We start from the raw sequence: 15080 nt of genomic DNA, 5'->3' as shown, positions 1-15080 counted from the left end.
CGGCGCGCCCGGCCGGTTCAGGCCAGCGCCCAGGCGACATCCCTGAGCAGGGCGTGCCGCCAGCCGGCCCGGTCGTGCCCCGAGGCCGACCGGGAGACCCGTACGGTCGCACCGGCCCGTTCGGTCAGGGTCTCGGTCAGCTCGCAGTGGGGCAGCATCCGCGTCTCGTGCTCCCCCACGTCGAACGCGCACCGCAGCCCGGACAGGTCGGGGTCCCGCCGCAGACGCGCGGCGACGGTGCCCCCGACCGGGCCGCCCAGGGGGTCCGCCAGGTCAGCGGCGCCGGGCGTCCACCAGAAGGAGGCCGACTGGCAGGCGACGCGCGAGACCAGGTCCGGGAACTCCAGCGCCGCGTACAGCGCGCCCAGTCCGCCCAGGCTCTGCCCGGCGACCACCAGCCGGTCCGGATCGGCCGGTACGCCGGACTCCGCGACCAGCGGCAGCAGTTCGTCCCGGACCGCCTCCCACAGTTCGGGCCGGCACCCGAACTCGGCCTGCCGGTCCCCGGCCGGAAGGAAGACCAGGGTGACGGGAGGCATGTCACCGGCGGCGACGGCCGATTCGAAGGCGGTCATGGCCGGGTGCAGGTACAGCCAGTCGTCCCCGTCGAGCAGCAGGACCACCGGACCGCCGCCGCCCACCGGATGGACGCGCACGGTGCGTCGCCGCCCGCCGAGCCGCCCGCCCGCCCAGCGGAGCCGGGTGCGGGGGAGCGGCAGGACGTCGTCGGCGCCGATCGGGGGCCAGTGCGGCTGGGCCGGGGCGTCCGGGGTCGCGGCGATGGACCGGTCGCCGCCGGCACCGACCGGGTTGAACGGATCGGCGTGTGCCGCGCCGTCCGAGAGGATCCGGTAGGTCACCCGCAGCCGCGCCGGCATGCGCACCAGGGCGTACCAGCAGTCCGTGGCGCCCCACCGGCGCAGGGGGACCGGTGGGGACCAGCTCTCGAACTCGATGACGGCCCGGGAGCCGCGCCACAGGAACAGGGTCGGCCAGCCACCGTCGTCGGCGGGCATCGGAACGGGCGTCCGCGCCGCCGCCCAGAACGCGTCGGTGCCCGGTTCACCGGGCGGTCCGAACGCGGCGAGGGCTTCCTCCGCCATGTGCATGAACGTCTCCTTGTGAGGGGGAGGGGGAGCGACTAGGCTCGTCATGCATTAGGTGAGCCTAACCTAATTCACCTTCTTCCCGGTGCGGGGCTCCGGTACGCCGGACTGACGGGCGGTCATCAGGGTTTCGTCGCCGGTGTGTTCACCCCGAGGAGGGACCGACGCATGAGCACCAACCCGTTCGACGACCCCGAAGGCCGCTTCCTGGTCCTGGTGAACGACGAGGGGCAGCACTCGCTCTGGCCGTCCTTCGCCGAGGTTCCCGGAGGATGGACGGTCGCCCTCGGCGAGAACACCCGGGAGGCGTGCCTGGACTTCGTCGGGACCAACTGGACCGACCTGCGTCCCCGGTCCCTCGCGGCCGCCACCGAATGACCCCGCGCGACCGGCGGACGGGCGGTCGGGGCTCGCCGTCCCCGGCGGGCGGCAGGGGCCTCAGTCGTGCTCGTGGAGGTACGCCTCCAGCTCGGCGGCCCCGGCCAGCATCGCCCGTCCGCGCGCGGAAACCCGGTCGTGCCAGTCGCGCAGGGTGGCCTCCAGGGGCCCCGGTCCGCCCGCCGACCGCACCCGGGCGATCAGTGGGGCGATCTGCTCCAACAGGTAGCCGCCCCGCCTGAGTTGATGGGCCATCAGGGCATCCCGCACGTCGGCCTCGTCGTAGACGCGGTACCCGGTCAGCGGGTCGCGGCGCGGGTGCAGCAGCCCGGCGTGTTCCCACTTGCGCAGCGTCGCGGGCCGGATTCCGAGCCGCCCCGCCAGCGCCCCGACGAACATGCCGCCGGATCGGGGCGCCGTGGTGCCGGGTTCGGGCCCGGGGGCGGACGTCAGGTCGCGCAGGGCGTTCTCCACGGCTCGGAGCGTCCGCCGGTCGTCGAGCAGTTGGGCATGGCTCTCGTCGATGAGACGGAACGCCTCGTCGGCCTCGCCCCGGTTCACGGCCCGCATGATCGACGTCGCCGTCCGGTGGCCGTGGCCGGGCACCAGGGCGAGGAACGTGCGCAGGGCCCGCGCGTGCAGCGGGGCGTAGGTGCGGTAACCGTGCGGTGTGCGGTCGGCGGCCGGAAGGATGCCGGCCTCCTCGTAGTTCCTGACGGCCTGCGTCGACAGACCGTGCCCGCGCGCCAGGTCGATCGGCCGGAGGCGTTCACGACTTTGAAGCTTTCGTCCCATCGAACCGCCTGTATCGCGTAAAAGTTTCAATCGAAGGTTCAACGATACCGTTCAGGGCATGGCAACCGACATCAAGGAAACCGTCCATGCCGTCGAGGCCGCCGCCGTCATGGGGCTGCTCCCGAACCGGCCCCGGATGCTCGCCCTGGGCGAGCCCACCCACGGCGAGGACACCCTGCTGGGTCTGCGCAACGAGCTCTTCCGGCAACTGGTCGAGCAGGAGGGCTACCGGACGATCACGGTCGAGAGCGACTGCATGAGGGGCCTGGTCGTGGACGAGTACGTCACCTCGGGCGCGGGCGCGCTCGACGAGGTCATGGAGCACGGATTCAGCCACGGCTGGGGCGCCCACGCGGGCAACCGCGAGCTCGTGCGCTGGATGCGCGACCACAACGACGGCCGGCCCGCCTCCGATCAGGTCCGCTTCGCCGGTTTCGACGGCCCGCTGGAGATCACCGCCGCCGAGAGCCCCCGGCGGACCCTCACCGCACTGCACGACCACCTCTCGGCCCGGGTGGACGCGGACCTGCTCCCCTGCACCGCGGAAACGCTCGACCGACTGCTCGGCCCCGACGACCGGTGGACCGAGCCCGCCGCGATGATGGACCCGTCGCGCTCCGTGGGACGGTCGGCCGATGCCGACCGGCTGCGGCTGATCGCCGACGACCTGGTGACACTGCTCGACGCGCAGGCACCGCACCTGATCGAGGCGGTCCCGCAGGACGAAGGGGACCGGCTGCGGCTGTACGGGCGCACCGCGACCGGTCTGCTGCGCTACCACCACTGGATGGCCGACACCTCACCGGCCCGCATGACCCGGCTGGTGGGCCTGCGGGACCAGATGATGGCCCACAACCTCCTCGCCCTCGCCGAGCGGGGCCCGGTGCTCGTCCACGCCCAGAACTCCCACCTCCAGCGGGAGAAGAGCTCGATGCGGATGTGGGAGGGGCCGGTGGAATGGTGGAGCGCCGGAGCGCTGGCGGGCGCCCGGCTCGGCGAGGAGTACGCCTTCGTGGCCACGGCCCTCGGCACGATCCGGCACCGGGGTGTGGACGTGCCGCCGCCGGACACCCTCGAAGGGCTCCTGTACGCGCTCCCGGAGGACCGTTGTGTCGTCGACGCCGCGCGACTGGCCGCCGCCCTCGGCGACGCACTGCCCGCGCCCCGCGTGTCCCCCTGGTTCGGCTACGCCCCGTTCGACCCGGCCCACCTGGCGGGCAGCGACGGCATCGTGTTCGTCAAGGACGTACCCCGGGGATAGGGCCTGACACCCGGGTCGCCGTGTTCGGCACGGGTGTTCCGCGCACGCCTTTCCCGGTGTTCCGCACGCACTCCTCTTCGGGGTCCTCCGGCGCGTGCGGGAGGCGGGACGGACCGGGGCCCCGCCCGACAGCGGTCCGGGCGGGGCCCCGGTCGTCCGGCGAAGTCCTATCCCGGGTAGGGGTCGTAGCAGTCGAGGGCGGGGTGGTAGAGGACGTTCCAGGTCCTGGCGCCGACGATTCCGTCCTTGGTCAGGCCGTGGCACCCCTGGATCCACTTGATCTTGGCGCGTGTCTTGCTGCCGAAGGCGCCGTCGACGCCCAGTTTGGGAACGCCGCCCCAGATGTTCGACAGGCACTGGGCCTGTTTCACCGCCACTCCCGTATTGCCGTACTGAACGGTCGGGCGATGGGTCGACGAGACGTGGGCGCAGCCTCCGGGCGCGGCGCCGGCCGATGGCGCGCCGACCCCCAGGAATCCGGCGGCGAGTACAGCGGCACCCAGGACGGACATGATCCGGTTTTTCATGGCACCTTCCCCCACTCAAATGATCACTATGTGTGACATTTTGCGACTGTAAGGATGCGAAGGTTCTCTGTCGAGAACGCCGGGACGAAGTTCGGCCAGCGGCCCTGCATCGTGTGCCGCCCGCCGGGCGGGGGCGGCGTAGGCGGACCGGTCCGTGTGTTCGAGGCCGGGCCCGGGGTGCACCGCTGCGGGGCGGCGTGCCCCGGCTTCCCGCACTTGTTCCCGACGTCAGTTCGAGAACGGCCCGGCGGCGAGACTGGCCGGATGTTGACGGGGCCCCGCCACCTCCACGCGGGAAGCCCTATTCGCTGTGCACGATCTGGATCAGGTTGCCGCAGGTGTCGTCCAGAACCGCAGTGGTGACCGGTCCCATTTTCAGCGGTTCCTGGGTGAAGCGCACCCCGAGCCCGCGCAGCCGGTCGAACTCCGCCCGCACGTCGTCCACGGCGAAGGAGGCGGCCGGGATGCCGTCCGTCACCAGGGCCGTCTTGTACGGCTTCACGGCGGGGTGGCCGTCGGGCTCCAGCAGCAGCTCGGTCCCGTCGGGGTCCTCCGGTGAGACCACGGTCAGCCAGCGGTCCTCGCCCAGGGGGACCTCGTGCTTCTTCACGAAGCCCAGCACGTCGGTGTAGAAGCGCAGGGCCTTGTCCTGGTCGTCGACGAAGACGCTGGAAATGTGGATCCTCATGTGGTGCTCTCCGGTGTGTCGGGCCCGAGCCACCGGGCCACGATGTGTTCGAGGGGTTCGGTGTTCAGGTCGTGGAACTTGTAGCGGCCCTGGCGGCGGGAGAGGACCAGGCCCGCGGATTCGAGTACGGCCAGGTGCTGACTGATCGCCTGACGGGACAGCCCCAGACCATGCTTGGTGACCAGCCGTGAGCAAATCTCGAACAGGGTCTGGCCGTTCCGCTCCGTCAGCTCGTCGAGGATGAGCCGGCGGGTGGGGTCGGCCAGTGCCTTGAAGACATCGTCCGCCATGACCGAACCATAGGCAAGCATCGACTTGCCTATCAAGTCGGGCGGCTGCCGTCACCCGCCGGACCCGTCCCGGTGATCCACGCCCTCCTCCACGCCTCTCCCGCCCCCGGAGCCCTTCACGGGGGCACGCACGCCTCAGGCGGGCCGCCTCCCCGTGCTCGGGTCGCGGGAGAGCAGGTCGGCGACCCGGGCGGCCACCCGGCCCTCCTCGTCGCCGCGGACGGCCGTCGGATGGTGGGCGAGCACGAAGCGGCGCCGCTGGTCACGGGTGGAGAACACGGCGTTCTTGTAGCCGTACGTCTCGCCGGTCCTGCCCCAGAGGGCGACGCCGCTGACGGTGGCCCGTTGCAGCCCGGTGCTGTAGCGGGCGGGGGAGCCGTCCAGCATGCGCACCTCCTCGGGCGGCAGGGTGAACATCGGCTCCAGCAGCTCCGGCGGCAGCAGTTCGCCGGAGAACAGCGCGACGAGCATCCGATCGAGGTCCTTCGTGGTGGAGATCATGTCGCCCTCGCCGCGGCAGGGGCTCTGGTCGTACACGGTGACGTCCCGCAGCCGGCCGTCGGCCTCCGCCGGATAGCCGTGCACATGCCGTCCGCGGACGCGCGGATCGTCGCCGGGCACCGTGGTGCGCGCCGGACCCGGCGGGCCGAGGACGCGGGCCGCGACGGCTTCCCCGTACGGGCGGCCGGTGACCTCGTCGATGATCAGCGCGGCCGGCACGTAGTTGATGCCGCGGTACTTCTGCCGGGTGCCCGGGGCGAACTTCAGCGGCCCGTGCGTCGCGGTCGCCACCCACTCCCGCGGCGTCCAGCGGTCGAAGCGGTGCCGGAGCACCTCCTGCACGGTCTTCGGCTCCGGGACGCCGACGTGGTCGGGCAGCCCGCTGGTGTGGTTCAGCAGGTGCGCCACGGTGACGGGGGAGAACCGGGCCGGCAGCAGTCCCGGCAGGACGCCCCGTACCGGCGCGTCCAACGCGACCCGGCCCTCCGCCACGAGTCGCAGCACCACGGTGGCGACGAAAACCTCGGTGATGCCGCCGATCCGGATCCTGTCGCGCGTTTCCACCGGTCGCCCCGTCCTGATGTCGGCCACGCCCGAGGCGCCGTACCGGCGTCCGGCCGTCCCGCCCACGCGTAACTGGGCCGCGGTCGACGGCGAGTGTCCCAGGTCGCCGCTCGCAGGGCGGCCGGGTCCAGCGGCGGAAGCGGCGCGGGCGCGGCGGCGAGGCCGCGCCCGGGGAGTGCCGCGGTGACGGCCACCGCCCCGGCCCCCGCCAGGGCGGTGCCCACAGAACCCCTTCGTGACATGTGCGTTGTGTTCATGCCGCCACGTTGTCGGCGGGCGGACGCCCGGGCATCGGGGCCGTCCCGGACCGGTCCCCGACCACGACCCCGGACCGGCCCCGAGCCGTCGAGTGCCCGTCCCGCACGGCGGTGGCGGTGGCAACGGCATGACGGCTTCCGGTGGTTGGTAGCGTGAGCGCCGTGACAGAGCTGGAAGAAACAGTCCTGACCCCCGACGAGCGGGCCCGGGGGGTTCAGGCCGACAGTGTGTTGTTCGTGATGGACTGGACCGGTGAGGACCATCCGGGGCAGCTGGCGGAGTTCGTGGCCGGTCGGGTACGGGCCTTCGGGGCGGACCCGGCGGACGTGGACACGAGTGCCGTCCAGCGGGCGGCCGAGGCCGACCCGGCCCTGCGCCGGGGCGATGTCCCGGTCCGCCAGCTCGATCATCTGGCCGGTGTGCTGGCACATCTCGGCTGCACGCTCGTGGTGCTGGACAGCGGCACCGACGCCTACGAGGTGATGGTCGCGCTGACCGACGGGCACGAGCCGGCCGGGCTGACGCACCAGGGCGTCCCGGTACGGGCCTGGGGCTCGGAACCCGAGCAGACCCTGGTCAGCCTGAACTGCCCGGACTGCGCGCAGATGCTGGTCTGGGAACTTCCGGCGGACCAGACCCTGGCCGGTGAACACTGCGACTGCGGAGCCGCGTTGTTCGACACCGCGGGCCACCCGCTGCCCGGCGTCACCCTCCACGACTGAGCCGCTCGACGCCCGGCCCGCTCCCGCTCATCGTCGCCCGGCGCGGCCCGCCCGGGCGAGACGGGCAGCGGCGCGGCGGCGCCAGTTCGACGTCCACCAGAAGGCGCCGAAGAACAGGACGAGGCCGGGAAGCAGGAGGACCGGACTGGCCACGTTGCTCTCCGGCCGGGCCCACGCCCTGATGCCGGTCCCGGTCAGCAGGAAGCCCGCGGCGACGCACAGGCCGATCAGGTAGCCCTCGACCCGCATGGGTACGGGCACGTCCTTGGGCCTGATGCGCGCCCTGCCGGAGTCGACCGGCCGGAGCGCTTCGACCTCGTCACGGCCGCCGGAACCCGTCCGGGGCGAACCTGCGGACCCGGCGGGCCGTGCCTCGGGGTTCCGCCCCCGGGGGTCCTCGTGGGGGATTCCGGCGAACCTGGTGGTGAACACGGCGTCCGGGACGACGAGGACGACGTTCTGCCCCGTCGGCGCGGAGCGCAGCTGTTGAAGTGCCTCCTCGGTGTGCGGCGAGCCGAGCGCGGCGATGTGGTGGGCGAGCGCCTGTCTGGCCGCCGCCTCGGTGGGGTAGTCCTCACCGGTGCTCAGAGGTGCGGAGGACGGGTTGTCGTCGCTGTAGTGCGCCCAGGTCCATTCGGTGTCCACGGCCGTCAACCTATCCGCACCTCCCGGCCGGCGCGAGGGAGTTGCGGCGGCGAGGGCCCCTCCTCGGGGCCAATGCGGCGGGTGAGGCGCAGCGGGCCGGGTTCCGGTGTTCCCGGCCCGCCGTCGCCGTGTTCATGCTGCGACGGCGGGCCCGCCGCCCGCGGTCAGTCCTTCAGATGCTCCAGGATGCGGTGCATCCCGCTGTTCCAGTTCTCCTTGAGCGCCGCGACGGCCGCGTCGAGGTCGCCGCGCTGCAGGCACTCGGCGATCCGCTCGTGCTCCATCGCCGAACGCTCCAGGACGTCCTGGTCGCCCAGCGCCACCCGCTCGTAGCGGTGCATCGTCACCTTCAGGGAGGTGATCAGCTTCATCAGGCGGTCGTTGGTGCAGCCGGACAGGAGCAGGTCGTGCCACGCGTCGTCGTAACGCTCTATGACGTCGTGCGGCGCCTGCGGGGCCGAGAAGGCGCGTGCCTCCTCCAGGAGGCGGGGAGCGATCTCCGCCAGGTGCCCGGGATCGCTGGACTCCAGGGCGAGCGCCTCCAGCGTCGCGACGATCGCGGACAGGTCCCGGAACTCCTGCGCGCTGAGCGGCGTGAAGCGGAAGCCCTTGCCGCGCTCGCTGGTGATGACGCCCTCGCGCTCCAACGTGATCAGCGCCTCGCGCAGCGGTGTGCGGCTGACGCCGAGTTCGGTGGCGAGCTGCCCCTCGTTGATCGGTGAGTTGGTCGCGATCGTGCCGCGCCCCAGGCGCTTGATCAGTTCCTCCTTGACCTGTTCGCGCAGCGGGCGGTTTTCGATTGGCATGTGAGGCTGCCCTCCCTTCGGTCCGGTCGATTATCCGCTACCGGCAGATCACGCGGTACCGGCGCCGTCGACCGGGATGATCGCCCCGCTCAGGAACGCCGAGGCGTCGGAGGCGAGGAACGCCACGGTCCGGGCGATGTCGCGGGGCTGCCCGATCCGGCCGAGCGGCCGGTCGGCGGCGTCGGCGTAGAACGCCTCGGAGCTCTCGCCGAGCTGGCGGGCCTCCTCGGCGAGCATCCCGGTCGCCGTGTCACCGGGGCAGACGCAGTTGACGCGGATGTTGTCGGGGCCGTGGTCGATGGCCATGGCACGGGTCATGTTGACGACGGCGCCCTTCGACGCGCAGTACGAGACGGCCCGGCCGCCGCCGCGGATGCCCCACCCGGAACCGGTGTTGATGATGGAGCCGCCGCCCCGGGCCACCATCCCGGGGATCACGAGCCGGCTCATCAGCATCACCGAGCGGATGTTCACGGCCATCACCAGGTCCCAGTCGTCCTCGGTGATCTCGCAGACCGTGGAGCGGCGGATGATGCCGGCGTTGTTGAAGAGGACGTCCACCCCGCCGAACCGCTCCTCGGCCGTGCGCACCACGGCCTCGCAGTCCTCGCGTCGTGACACGTCGCAGCGCGTGAAGACCCCGCCGGTGTCCTTCGCGGTGCGCTCGCCGCCGTCCGCGTCGATGTCGGCGACCACCACACGGGCGCCGAGCTCCGCGAGGACCTGGGCGGTGGCACGGCCGATCCCGGCTCCGCCACCGGTCACGATGGCGCGCTTGCCTTCAAGGGAGATCATCCTGGGCTCCTTCTGGAAGAGGGGAAGAGGTGCGGGTCATCCAGTCAGGCGGTACAGCGAGGTGCGCCGCCTGCCGGTGATGACGGGGAGGTAGCCGGACAGCTCCGCGTCGAGCGCGTCGTCGCCGGTGTCGAGGAGGAGCGGACGGCCGCCGAGCGCGGCCAGTTTCCGTTCCGTGCACAGCACGAGCAGGCGCTCGCGACCGCCCGCCGCGCGCAGGACGCGCGGCGAGATCTGCTGGTTGCCGCGGCCGAGGAGGAAACCCTGGCCGCCGATGGGGGAGAGGGCGATCCAGGCGGGGCCGGCCGAGAGGAGGGCGGCCTCGCCCGCGTCGCGGGCCACGACGCACGGCGGCCGGTCCGGCCGCAGGCGGAGCACGTCGACCCCGGTCAGGGAGGTGTCCGCGCCGAGTGCCGCCGCGACCGCCCGGGTGGTGGTGCCGGGGCCGAGCACGAGCAGCCCGTCCCCGACGCGCTCGGCGACATCGGCCGCGATGCCGCCGACCGCGTCGGGCGCGGTGACGGTGCTGCCCGTCTTGCGCTGCTGAACCCGGACCGGTACGTCGGGGACCGGCAGCCAGCCGAACAGCCGTGAGGTGACACGGCCCTCGCCCAGGGCGCCCTCGTCCCGGTCCATCACCTCGGCGTCCCGCAGCCGGACGCCGCCCCCGCGGGCGAGCCACGCCGCCGCGACCTCGCCGGCGGCGCGCGGGCCGACGGCGAAGACGGCCGAGTGCATCTTCACCCCGGTCGGCACGCCGAGGACCGGGCAGGAGGCCCCGTCGAGGGCGCCGAGCACGTCCCGCGCGGTGCCGTCGCCGCCCGCGAAGAGCAGGAGGTCCACGCCCTCGGCGACGACGGCCCGCACCGCGGCGTCCGTGTCCGCGGCCGAGGTGTCCCGCCCGGCCCCGGCGGCGTACACGACCCGCCCCGTGAGCCCCGCGGCGGCCACGGAGTCGGCGCCCAGGGGACCGGCGGCGGTGACGACGAAGAGACCGGCGTCCGGTGGGGAACCGGCCGGGGCAGGGCCCGGTGCCCCGGACCGCGCGAGGTCCCCGCCCCCGGTCGACCGCCCCGAACGCGCCGCCAGTTCACCCAGGGCGGCGGTGGCCCGGACCCCCGCCGAGGGCAGCGCGCCCAGCGAGCGCGCCAGGCGGAGCCGGTCCGGGCCGTCGGTGCCGCCCAGGCCCACCCGGCCGCCGAGACCGGCGACCGGGTTGACCACCAGACCGACCCTTCTCACCGCTCGGCCCCGCCGAGCACCTTGCGGCGGTAGGCGCGCCAGGAGACCGCCCAGACCGCCGGGTCGTCCAGGGCCTCCGGGCGGACCCGGTGGATGGTCGAGCGGTGCGGCGCCGTACGGACGGTCCCGGGGTCCTCGTACGCCTCCCGGGCGACCTCCGCGAGGATCGCCGCGTACTCGTCGAGGTCGGCGCGGGTGTAGGACTCGGTCGGCTCCAGCGTCATGGGTTCCGGCACGACGTACGGGTGGTGGCTGGTCCAGTAGTGCGTACCGAAGTCCGCGGCGCGCAGGCCGAGGTCCTCGGAGTGCAGGCCGGTGTCCTGGTGGAGCTTCTCCCAGCTGTAGCGGACCTGTTCGACGCGCGGGCGCCCCGCCGCGTAGGGGACCGAGACGCCGGGGATCTGCCGCACCTTGTGGAGCAGGTAGTTGTTGTTGAGGACGGCCGTCTCCGCGGCGGCCCGCAGCCCCGGTGCGCCGAGCGACATGATCCAGGCGTACGCGCGGACCAGGTTCGGCACGACCCCGTAGAACGGCCGCATCTTGCCGACCGACTCGGGCCGGTCGTCGTCCAGCCGGTACCTGCCCGTCCCCGGGTCCTTCTCGACCGTCGGGCGCGGCAGGTACGGGGCGAGTTCCTCGGTGACCGCGCAGGCGCCCGCCGCCGGGCCGCCGCACGCGTGCGGCGTCGAGAACGTCTTGTGCAGGTTGAAGTGGCACAGGTCGAAGCCCGCGTCCCGGGCCCGGGTGATGCCGAGGATGCCGTTCGCGTTGGCCTGGTCGTACGAGCACAGGCCGCCCGCCTCGTGCACGATCCGCACGAACTCCTCGATGCGCGGGTTGTAGATGCCGGTGTCCTCGGGGTTGGTGATGAGGAGCGCCGCCGTGCGCGGGCCGACCGCCGCCCTGAGCGCCTCGATGTCCGGGTAGCCGTCCGCGTCCGGGTGGAGCGTGATGACCTTGAAGCCGGCGGTCTTCGCGCAGGCCGCGTTCGACGGGTGGGAGAAGATCGTCGTGATGATCTCGTCGCGCTGCTCCAGCTCGCCGCGGGCGGCGAAGTACGCGCGGATCATCGCCACGTTGGTGTAGATCGCGGCGGAACCGGCGCCCGGCTGGAGCGAGACCCGGTCCATGCCGGAGATCTCCTTCAGGAGCTGCTCCAGGCCGTGGATGATGCCGAGGACGCCCTGGACCGTGTCCTCGTCCTGGAGCGGGTGCAGCGCCGCGATCCGCGGGTCGCGGACGAACTGGTCGTTGACCTTGGGGCTGTACTTCATGGTGCAGGTGCCCTGGCCGACGTCGATGTTGAGATCGGCGCCCAGGTTCTCCTGCGACAGGCGCAGGTAGTGCCGCAGGACCTGCTGCTGGGACATCTCCGGCAGGGCGGGCGGCTCGGCCCGGCGCAGGGCCGCGGGCACCTCGGCCGCCGGGACGGACGGGTCCGGGGCCGGCACGAGGACACCGCGCTCACCCGGCGAACCGAGCTCGAAGATCAGCTCCTCGTCCCAGGACGCCTGCCGGAAACGGCGCAGGCCGGGCTTGCCGGCGATGCGCGCCTGATCGGGGGAGACGGACACGGGCGTGTGCGGGGCGGTCACTTGACGATCTCCTCCAGGGTCGCGGCGAGCCGGTCGATGTCGGCCTTGGTGTGGACTTCGGTGACGCAGTACGCGGCCTCGTGCTCGCCGGTCGGCACACCGCCGAAGATGCCCCGCTCCTTCAGCGCGGCGCGGATCTCGGCGGCGGTCCTGCCGCCCGTGTAGCGGACGGTGAAGTCGGCGAAGTGCAGGGCGTCGCCGTACGGGACCTCGATGCCGGGCACCTCGGCGAGCCGGCCGCGGGCGTACGCGGTGAGCGCGAGGATCGTGTCACCGATCTCCCGCATGCCCTGCGGCCCCATCAGCGCGAGGTAGACCCCGGCGCCGATGCCGTGCAGCGCGGCGGCCGTGCCGACCCACTCCTTGCCCTCCTCGCGCAGCGCGAACGAGGTCCGTTCGTAGGCGACGTCACCGAAGCCGTACTCGCCCTCGACGGCGGTCGGCACGAGGCCGAACAGCCGCGAGGGGTACTCGGCGACCAGCCTCTCCTCGTCCCGGGTGGCGATGAAGCCCGCGTTGCCGCCGCCGAAGCTCTGGTGGATGCCGAGCGGCTGGATGTCGCCGCAGGTGATGTCGGCGCCGTGCGCGGAGGGCGGCGCGAGCGCGCCGAGCGCGATCGGGTTGCAGCCCACGACGAACAGCGCCCCCGCGTCGTGCGCGAGTTCGGCGAGGCGGGGCAGCGCCTCGTCGACGATGCCGAGCGCGGACGGCATGTCCGCGTACACCGCCGCCGTGTCACCGGCGGCCAGCTCCCCGCGCACCGCGGCGAGATCGGCGCAACCGGTGCCCGGATCGACCGGGACCACCACCACGTCGTGGTCGGGGCGCACGTAGTCGCACACCCGGGAGAGCTTGTCGGCGTCGATCGCGGTGACGACGAGCACCCGGCGGCGGCCGGTGATCCGGCCGGCCATGCGCAGGGCGGTTCCTGCGGCCTGGAAGCCGTCGTACACCGGGACGTTGACGACCTCGACGTCGAGCAGCTCGGCCATCATCGACTGGTACTCCCACAACGCCTGGAAGCGGCCGTGGTCCTCGTAGGGCTCGCCCGCGTACGCCGTGAGGAACTCGCTGCGGTTGACCACCTCGTCCACGACCGCCGGCACGTGGTGCTGGTAGCAGCCGGAGCCGAGGAAGCTGAGCACCTGCCGGGTGGAGGTGTTGTGGCCGAGCAACCCCTCCATGTGGCGGGTGAGTTCGGCTTCCGAACGCAGCGGGTCCGGGAGGTCGAGGGGGCGGTGCAGCCGGATGCCGTCCGGGATGTCGGCGTAGAAGTCCTCGACGCTCGCCGCGCCGATCTCCGCGAGCATCGCCTGCCGCACGGCAGGGACCGCGTTGGGGATGTAGGGGTGGACGAAGTCCTGGGGTGACGTCATGCCGCGCCTTTCGCGTGAGCCGGCCCGGCCGGGCCGGTCATGAACCACAGCAACGAAAGTCTTTGGGTGTACACCTCTTGACGGGAAGCTCCGTCATTCAGTGTTCTGAATACAGCATTAGGCATTCAGGCTCCAGGAGGCAAGAGTGTCAACACGGCCCACCCGACGGGTTGTTCTGGCAGCGGGTCTCGCGACCGCGGCATCGTCACTGGTCAGCGGATGCGCCATGGGGGGCACGGGCGGCGGGGACGCCCGTGACATCGGTGGCGGGAAGAAGGAGGAACGGGGCAAGGTCAGCGGGAAGATCACCGTCTGGTCGTGGGACGTGGCCGCCAACGCCCTGAAACGCCTCGCCCGCGCCTTCGAGGAACGCCACCCCGGCACCACCGTCGACGTCACCGACATCGGCTACGACAACGCCGCCGACAAGATCACCGTGGGTCTGCGCGGCGGCTCCGGGCTCGCCGACGTCCTCACGATCGGGGGCACCCAACTGCCCCGCTACACCGGAAACTTCCCCCGGGGCTTCTACGACCTGAGCAGCCTCGGCGGCCGCTACGGGGGCGACTTCGACCGCGCCTCCTGGCGCACCGTCACCGGTCCGGACCGCGAGGTCTTCGCCCTGCCCTGGGACATCGGACCCTGCGCGCTCTACTACCGCAAGGACCACTTCCGCGCCGCCGGGGTCGACCCGCAAAAGCTCCTCACCTGGGACGACTACGTGGAGGCGGGTGTCCGCATCAAGAAGGCCACCGGCCACAAGCTGCTCATCATGGACACCACCGACACCGGAATCCTGCCCATGCTCCTCCAGCAGCAGGGCCAGTCCTACTTCAGGAACGGCCGGGTCGCGGTCGACAGCCCCGAGGCCGTGAAGGCCCTCACCCTGATGAAGACCCTGCACGACCGGGGCCTGGTCGACTACGAGAAGGGCTGGAGCGGACTGGTCACCGGCACCAAGGAGGGCAAGGCCGCCACCACGCCCACCGCCGCCTGGTGGACCGGCACCCTCACCGAGGAGATGCCGGAACTGAAGGGCAGGTTCGGCGTGGTGCCGCTGCCCGGCTTCACCGCCGACGGCCCCCGCACCTCGAACGAGGGCGGCTCCACCCTCTGCGTCCCCGCCCAGAGCAAGAACCCCGAACTGGCCTGGGACTTCATCGAGTTCGTGCTCACCGACCGGGCCAACCAGGTCTCCATGCTCAAGCGCGAGGGCCTCTTCCCCGCCTACCTGCCCGCGCTGGAGGACCCGTACCTGAGCGCCGGCCAGGAGTACTTCGGCGGGCAGCCGGTCCTCGACGTGTTCGCCCGGCTCGCCCGCAACATCCCGCCGGTCGAGTACACCAAGGACGACGCCAAGGCCGTCGACATCATGGTCTCCGCCGTCACCGGTACGACGCTCCGCGGCAAGGACCCGCGCGCCTCCCTGGAATCGGCGGCACGGCAGATCGCCGCGGCCACCGGCCGCGAGAGGATGAAGTAGCCCGATGGCCGTCACCACCGCCCCCGAGCGGCCGGTCGCCCCCGCCCG

General features: G+C 72.5%; 16 protein-coding genes. 4 read left to right on the top strand and 12 right to left on the bottom strand.

What is annotated here, in order from left to right:
* Nucleotides 1–17 precede the first annotated feature (17 nt).
* A complete protein-coding gene (locus EAO76_RS13165) occupies nucleotides 18–1109 on the bottom strand; it encodes an alpha/beta hydrolase-fold protein (RefSeq protein ID WP_148836108.1) in 1092 nt (363 codons plus the stop codon).
* 165 nt (nucleotides 1110–1274) lie between these two features.
* Here EAO76_RS13165 and EAO76_RS13160 point away from each other — a divergent pair, with 165 nt between their 5' ends.
* On the top strand, nucleotides 1275–1484 hold the full coding sequence (locus EAO76_RS13160) for an MbtH family protein (protein WP_148836107.1): 210 nt from the start codon (nucleotides 1275–1277) through the stop codon (nucleotides 1482–1484).
* 60 nt (nucleotides 1485–1544) lie between these two features.
* On the opposite strand, the gene EAO76_RS13155 is transcribed toward EAO76_RS13160, so the two are convergent.
* Nucleotides 1545–2279, bottom strand: coding sequence for a TioE family transcriptional regulator (locus tag EAO76_RS13155; protein WP_148836106.1), 735 nt, complete (start codon nucleotides 2277–2279; stop codon nucleotides 1545–1547).
* A 58-nt stretch (nucleotides 2280–2337) separates the two neighbouring features.
* Between EAO76_RS13155 and EAO76_RS13150 the strand changes: the two genes are divergently transcribed.
* Nucleotides 2338–3540, top strand: a complete 1203-nt coding sequence (locus tag EAO76_RS13150; protein ID WP_148836105.1) for an erythromycin esterase family protein — start codon at nucleotides 2338–2340, stop codon at nucleotides 3538–3540.
* A gap of 167 nt (nucleotides 3541–3707) precedes the next feature.
* On the opposite strand, the gene EAO76_RS13145 is transcribed toward EAO76_RS13150, so the two are convergent.
* From EAO76_RS13145 to EAO76_RS13130, 4 genes are all read right to left on the bottom strand, one after another.
* Nucleotides 3708–4067: a peptidoglycan-binding domain-containing protein gene (locus tag EAO76_RS13145; RefSeq protein ID WP_222872156.1), complete on the bottom strand. Its 360-nt coding sequence runs from the start codon at nucleotides 4065–4067 to the stop codon at nucleotides 3708–3710.
* A gap of 301 nt (nucleotides 4068–4368) precedes the next feature.
* Nucleotides 4369–4755: a VOC family protein gene (locus EAO76_RS13140; RefSeq protein WP_148836104.1), complete on the bottom strand. Its 387-nt coding sequence runs from the start codon at nucleotides 4753–4755 to the stop codon at nucleotides 4369–4371.
* Complete coding sequence (locus EAO76_RS13135) at nucleotides 4752–5045, bottom strand: helix-turn-helix transcriptional regulator (protein ID WP_148836103.1); 294 nt, start codon at nucleotides 5043–5045, stop codon at nucleotides 4752–4754. Before EAO76_RS13135 ends, EAO76_RS13140 begins: the two co-directional genes overlap by 4 nt.
* Before the next feature lie 135 nt (nucleotides 5046–5180).
* Entirely contained in the window at nucleotides 5181–6110 is a 930-nt protein-coding gene (locus EAO76_RS13130) for a serine hydrolase domain-containing protein (protein ID WP_262375435.1), read from the bottom strand.
* Between the two features lie 419 nt (nucleotides 6111–6529).
* On the opposite strand from EAO76_RS13130, the gene EAO76_RS13125 reads away from it, so the two are divergent.
* Nucleotides 6530–7090, top strand: a complete 561-nt coding sequence (locus EAO76_RS13125) for a hypothetical protein (RefSeq protein ID WP_262375434.1) — start codon at nucleotides 6530–6532, stop codon at nucleotides 7088–7090.
* 27 nt (nucleotides 7091–7117) lie between these two features.
* Here EAO76_RS13125 and EAO76_RS13120 read toward each other — a convergent pair whose 3' ends face one another.
* The 6 genes from EAO76_RS13120 to gcvPA form a co-directional block, all read right to left on the bottom strand.
* On the bottom strand, nucleotides 7118–7735 hold the full coding sequence (locus EAO76_RS13120) for a hypothetical protein (protein ID WP_148836101.1): 618 nt from the start codon (nucleotides 7733–7735) through the stop codon (nucleotides 7118–7120).
* 164 nt (nucleotides 7736–7899) lie between these two features.
* The gene (locus tag EAO76_RS13115) at nucleotides 7900–8541 is read right to left on the bottom strand and encodes a GntR family transcriptional regulator (RefSeq protein WP_148836100.1); all 642 of its coding nucleotides are present in this window, start codon (nucleotides 8539–8541) and stop codon (nucleotides 7900–7902) included.
* A 48-nt stretch (nucleotides 8542–8589) separates the two neighbouring features.
* Nucleotides 8590–9336 carry an SDR family NAD(P)-dependent oxidoreductase gene (locus EAO76_RS13110; protein WP_148836099.1) on the bottom strand — a complete coding sequence of 249 codons (747 nt, stop codon included), beginning with the start codon at nucleotides 9334–9336 and terminating at the stop codon, nucleotides 8590–8592.
* A gap of 36 nt (nucleotides 9337–9372) precedes the next feature.
* Nucleotides 9373–10578: an NAD(+)/NADH kinase gene (locus EAO76_RS13105; RefSeq protein WP_222872155.1), complete on the bottom strand. Its 1206-nt coding sequence runs from the start codon at nucleotides 10576–10578 to the stop codon at nucleotides 9373–9375.
* Nucleotides 10575–12173 carry an aminomethyl-transferring glycine dehydrogenase subunit GcvPB gene (gcvPB, locus tag EAO76_RS13100; protein WP_262375433.1) on the bottom strand — a complete coding sequence of 533 codons (1599 nt, stop codon included), beginning with the start codon at nucleotides 12171–12173 and terminating at the stop codon, nucleotides 10575–10577. Before gcvPB ends, EAO76_RS13105 begins: the two co-directional genes overlap by 4 nt.
* Complete coding sequence (gcvPA, locus tag EAO76_RS13095) at nucleotides 12170–13549, bottom strand: aminomethyl-transferring glycine dehydrogenase subunit GcvPA (protein WP_148836098.1); 1380 nt, start codon at nucleotides 13547–13549, stop codon at nucleotides 12170–12172. The genes gcvPB and gcvPA overlap by 4 nt, the downstream gene beginning before the upstream one ends.
* Nucleotides 13550–13775: 226 nt before the next feature.
* Between gcvPA and EAO76_RS13090 the strand changes: the two genes are divergently transcribed.
* Nucleotides 13776–15032, top strand: coding sequence for a sugar ABC transporter substrate-binding protein (locus EAO76_RS13090; RefSeq protein ID WP_222872154.1), 1257 nt, complete (start codon nucleotides 13776–13778; stop codon nucleotides 15030–15032).
* Nucleotides 15033–15080: the final 48 nt, after the last annotated feature.

Origin of the sequence: Streptomyces sp. sk2.1, from assembly GCF_008120935.1 — a bacterium.
Classification (GTDB): Bacteria; Actinomycetota; Actinomycetes; order Streptomycetales; family Streptomycetaceae; genus Streptomyces.
Note: the sequence above shows the minus strand (reverse complement) of the source record. Positions and strands in the feature narration are given on the sequence as shown.

Bases quoted from the DNA above. Each gene is read 5' to 3' on its own strand.
- EAO76_RS13160 (WP_148836107.1), top strand. From the start codon at position 1,275: ATGAGCACCAACCCGTTCGACGACCCCGAAGGCCGCTTCCTGGTCCTG.
- EAO76_RS13110 (WP_148836099.1), bottom strand. From the start codon at position 9,336: ATGATCTCCCTTGAAGGCAAGCGCGCCATCGTGACCGGTGGCGGAGCC.
- EAO76_RS13090 (WP_222872154.1), top strand. From the start codon at position 13,776: ATGGGGGGCACGGGCGGCGGGGACGCCCGTGACATCGGTGGCGGGAAG.
- EAO76_RS13145 (WP_222872156.1), bottom strand. From the start codon at position 4,067: ATGAAAAACCGGATCATGTCCGTCCTGGGTGCCGCTGTACTCGCCGCC.
- EAO76_RS13150 (WP_148836105.1), top strand. From the start codon at position 2,338: ATGGCAACCGACATCAAGGAAACCGTCCATGCCGTCGAGGCCGCCGCC.
- EAO76_RS13140 (WP_148836104.1), bottom strand. From the start codon at position 4,755: ATGAGGATCCACATTTCCAGCGTCTTCGTCGACGACCAGGACAAGGCC.
- EAO76_RS13115 (WP_148836100.1), bottom strand. From the start codon at position 8,541: ATGCCAATCGAAAACCGCCCGCTGCGCGAACAGGTCAAGGAGGAACTG.
- gcvPA (WP_148836098.1), bottom strand. From the start codon at position 13,549: ATGACGTCACCCCAGGACTTCGTCCACCCCTACATCCCCAACGCGGTC.
- EAO76_RS13135 (WP_148836103.1), bottom strand. From the start codon at position 5,045: ATGGCGGACGATGTCTTCAAGGCACTGGCCGACCCCACCCGCCGGCTC.
- EAO76_RS13165 (WP_148836108.1), bottom strand. From the start codon at position 1,109: ATGCACATGGCGGAGGAAGCCCTCGCCGCGTTCGGACCGCCCGGTGAA.
- EAO76_RS13155 (WP_148836106.1), bottom strand. From the start codon at position 2,279: ATGGGACGAAAGCTTCAAAGTCGTGAACGCCTCCGGCCGATCGACCTG.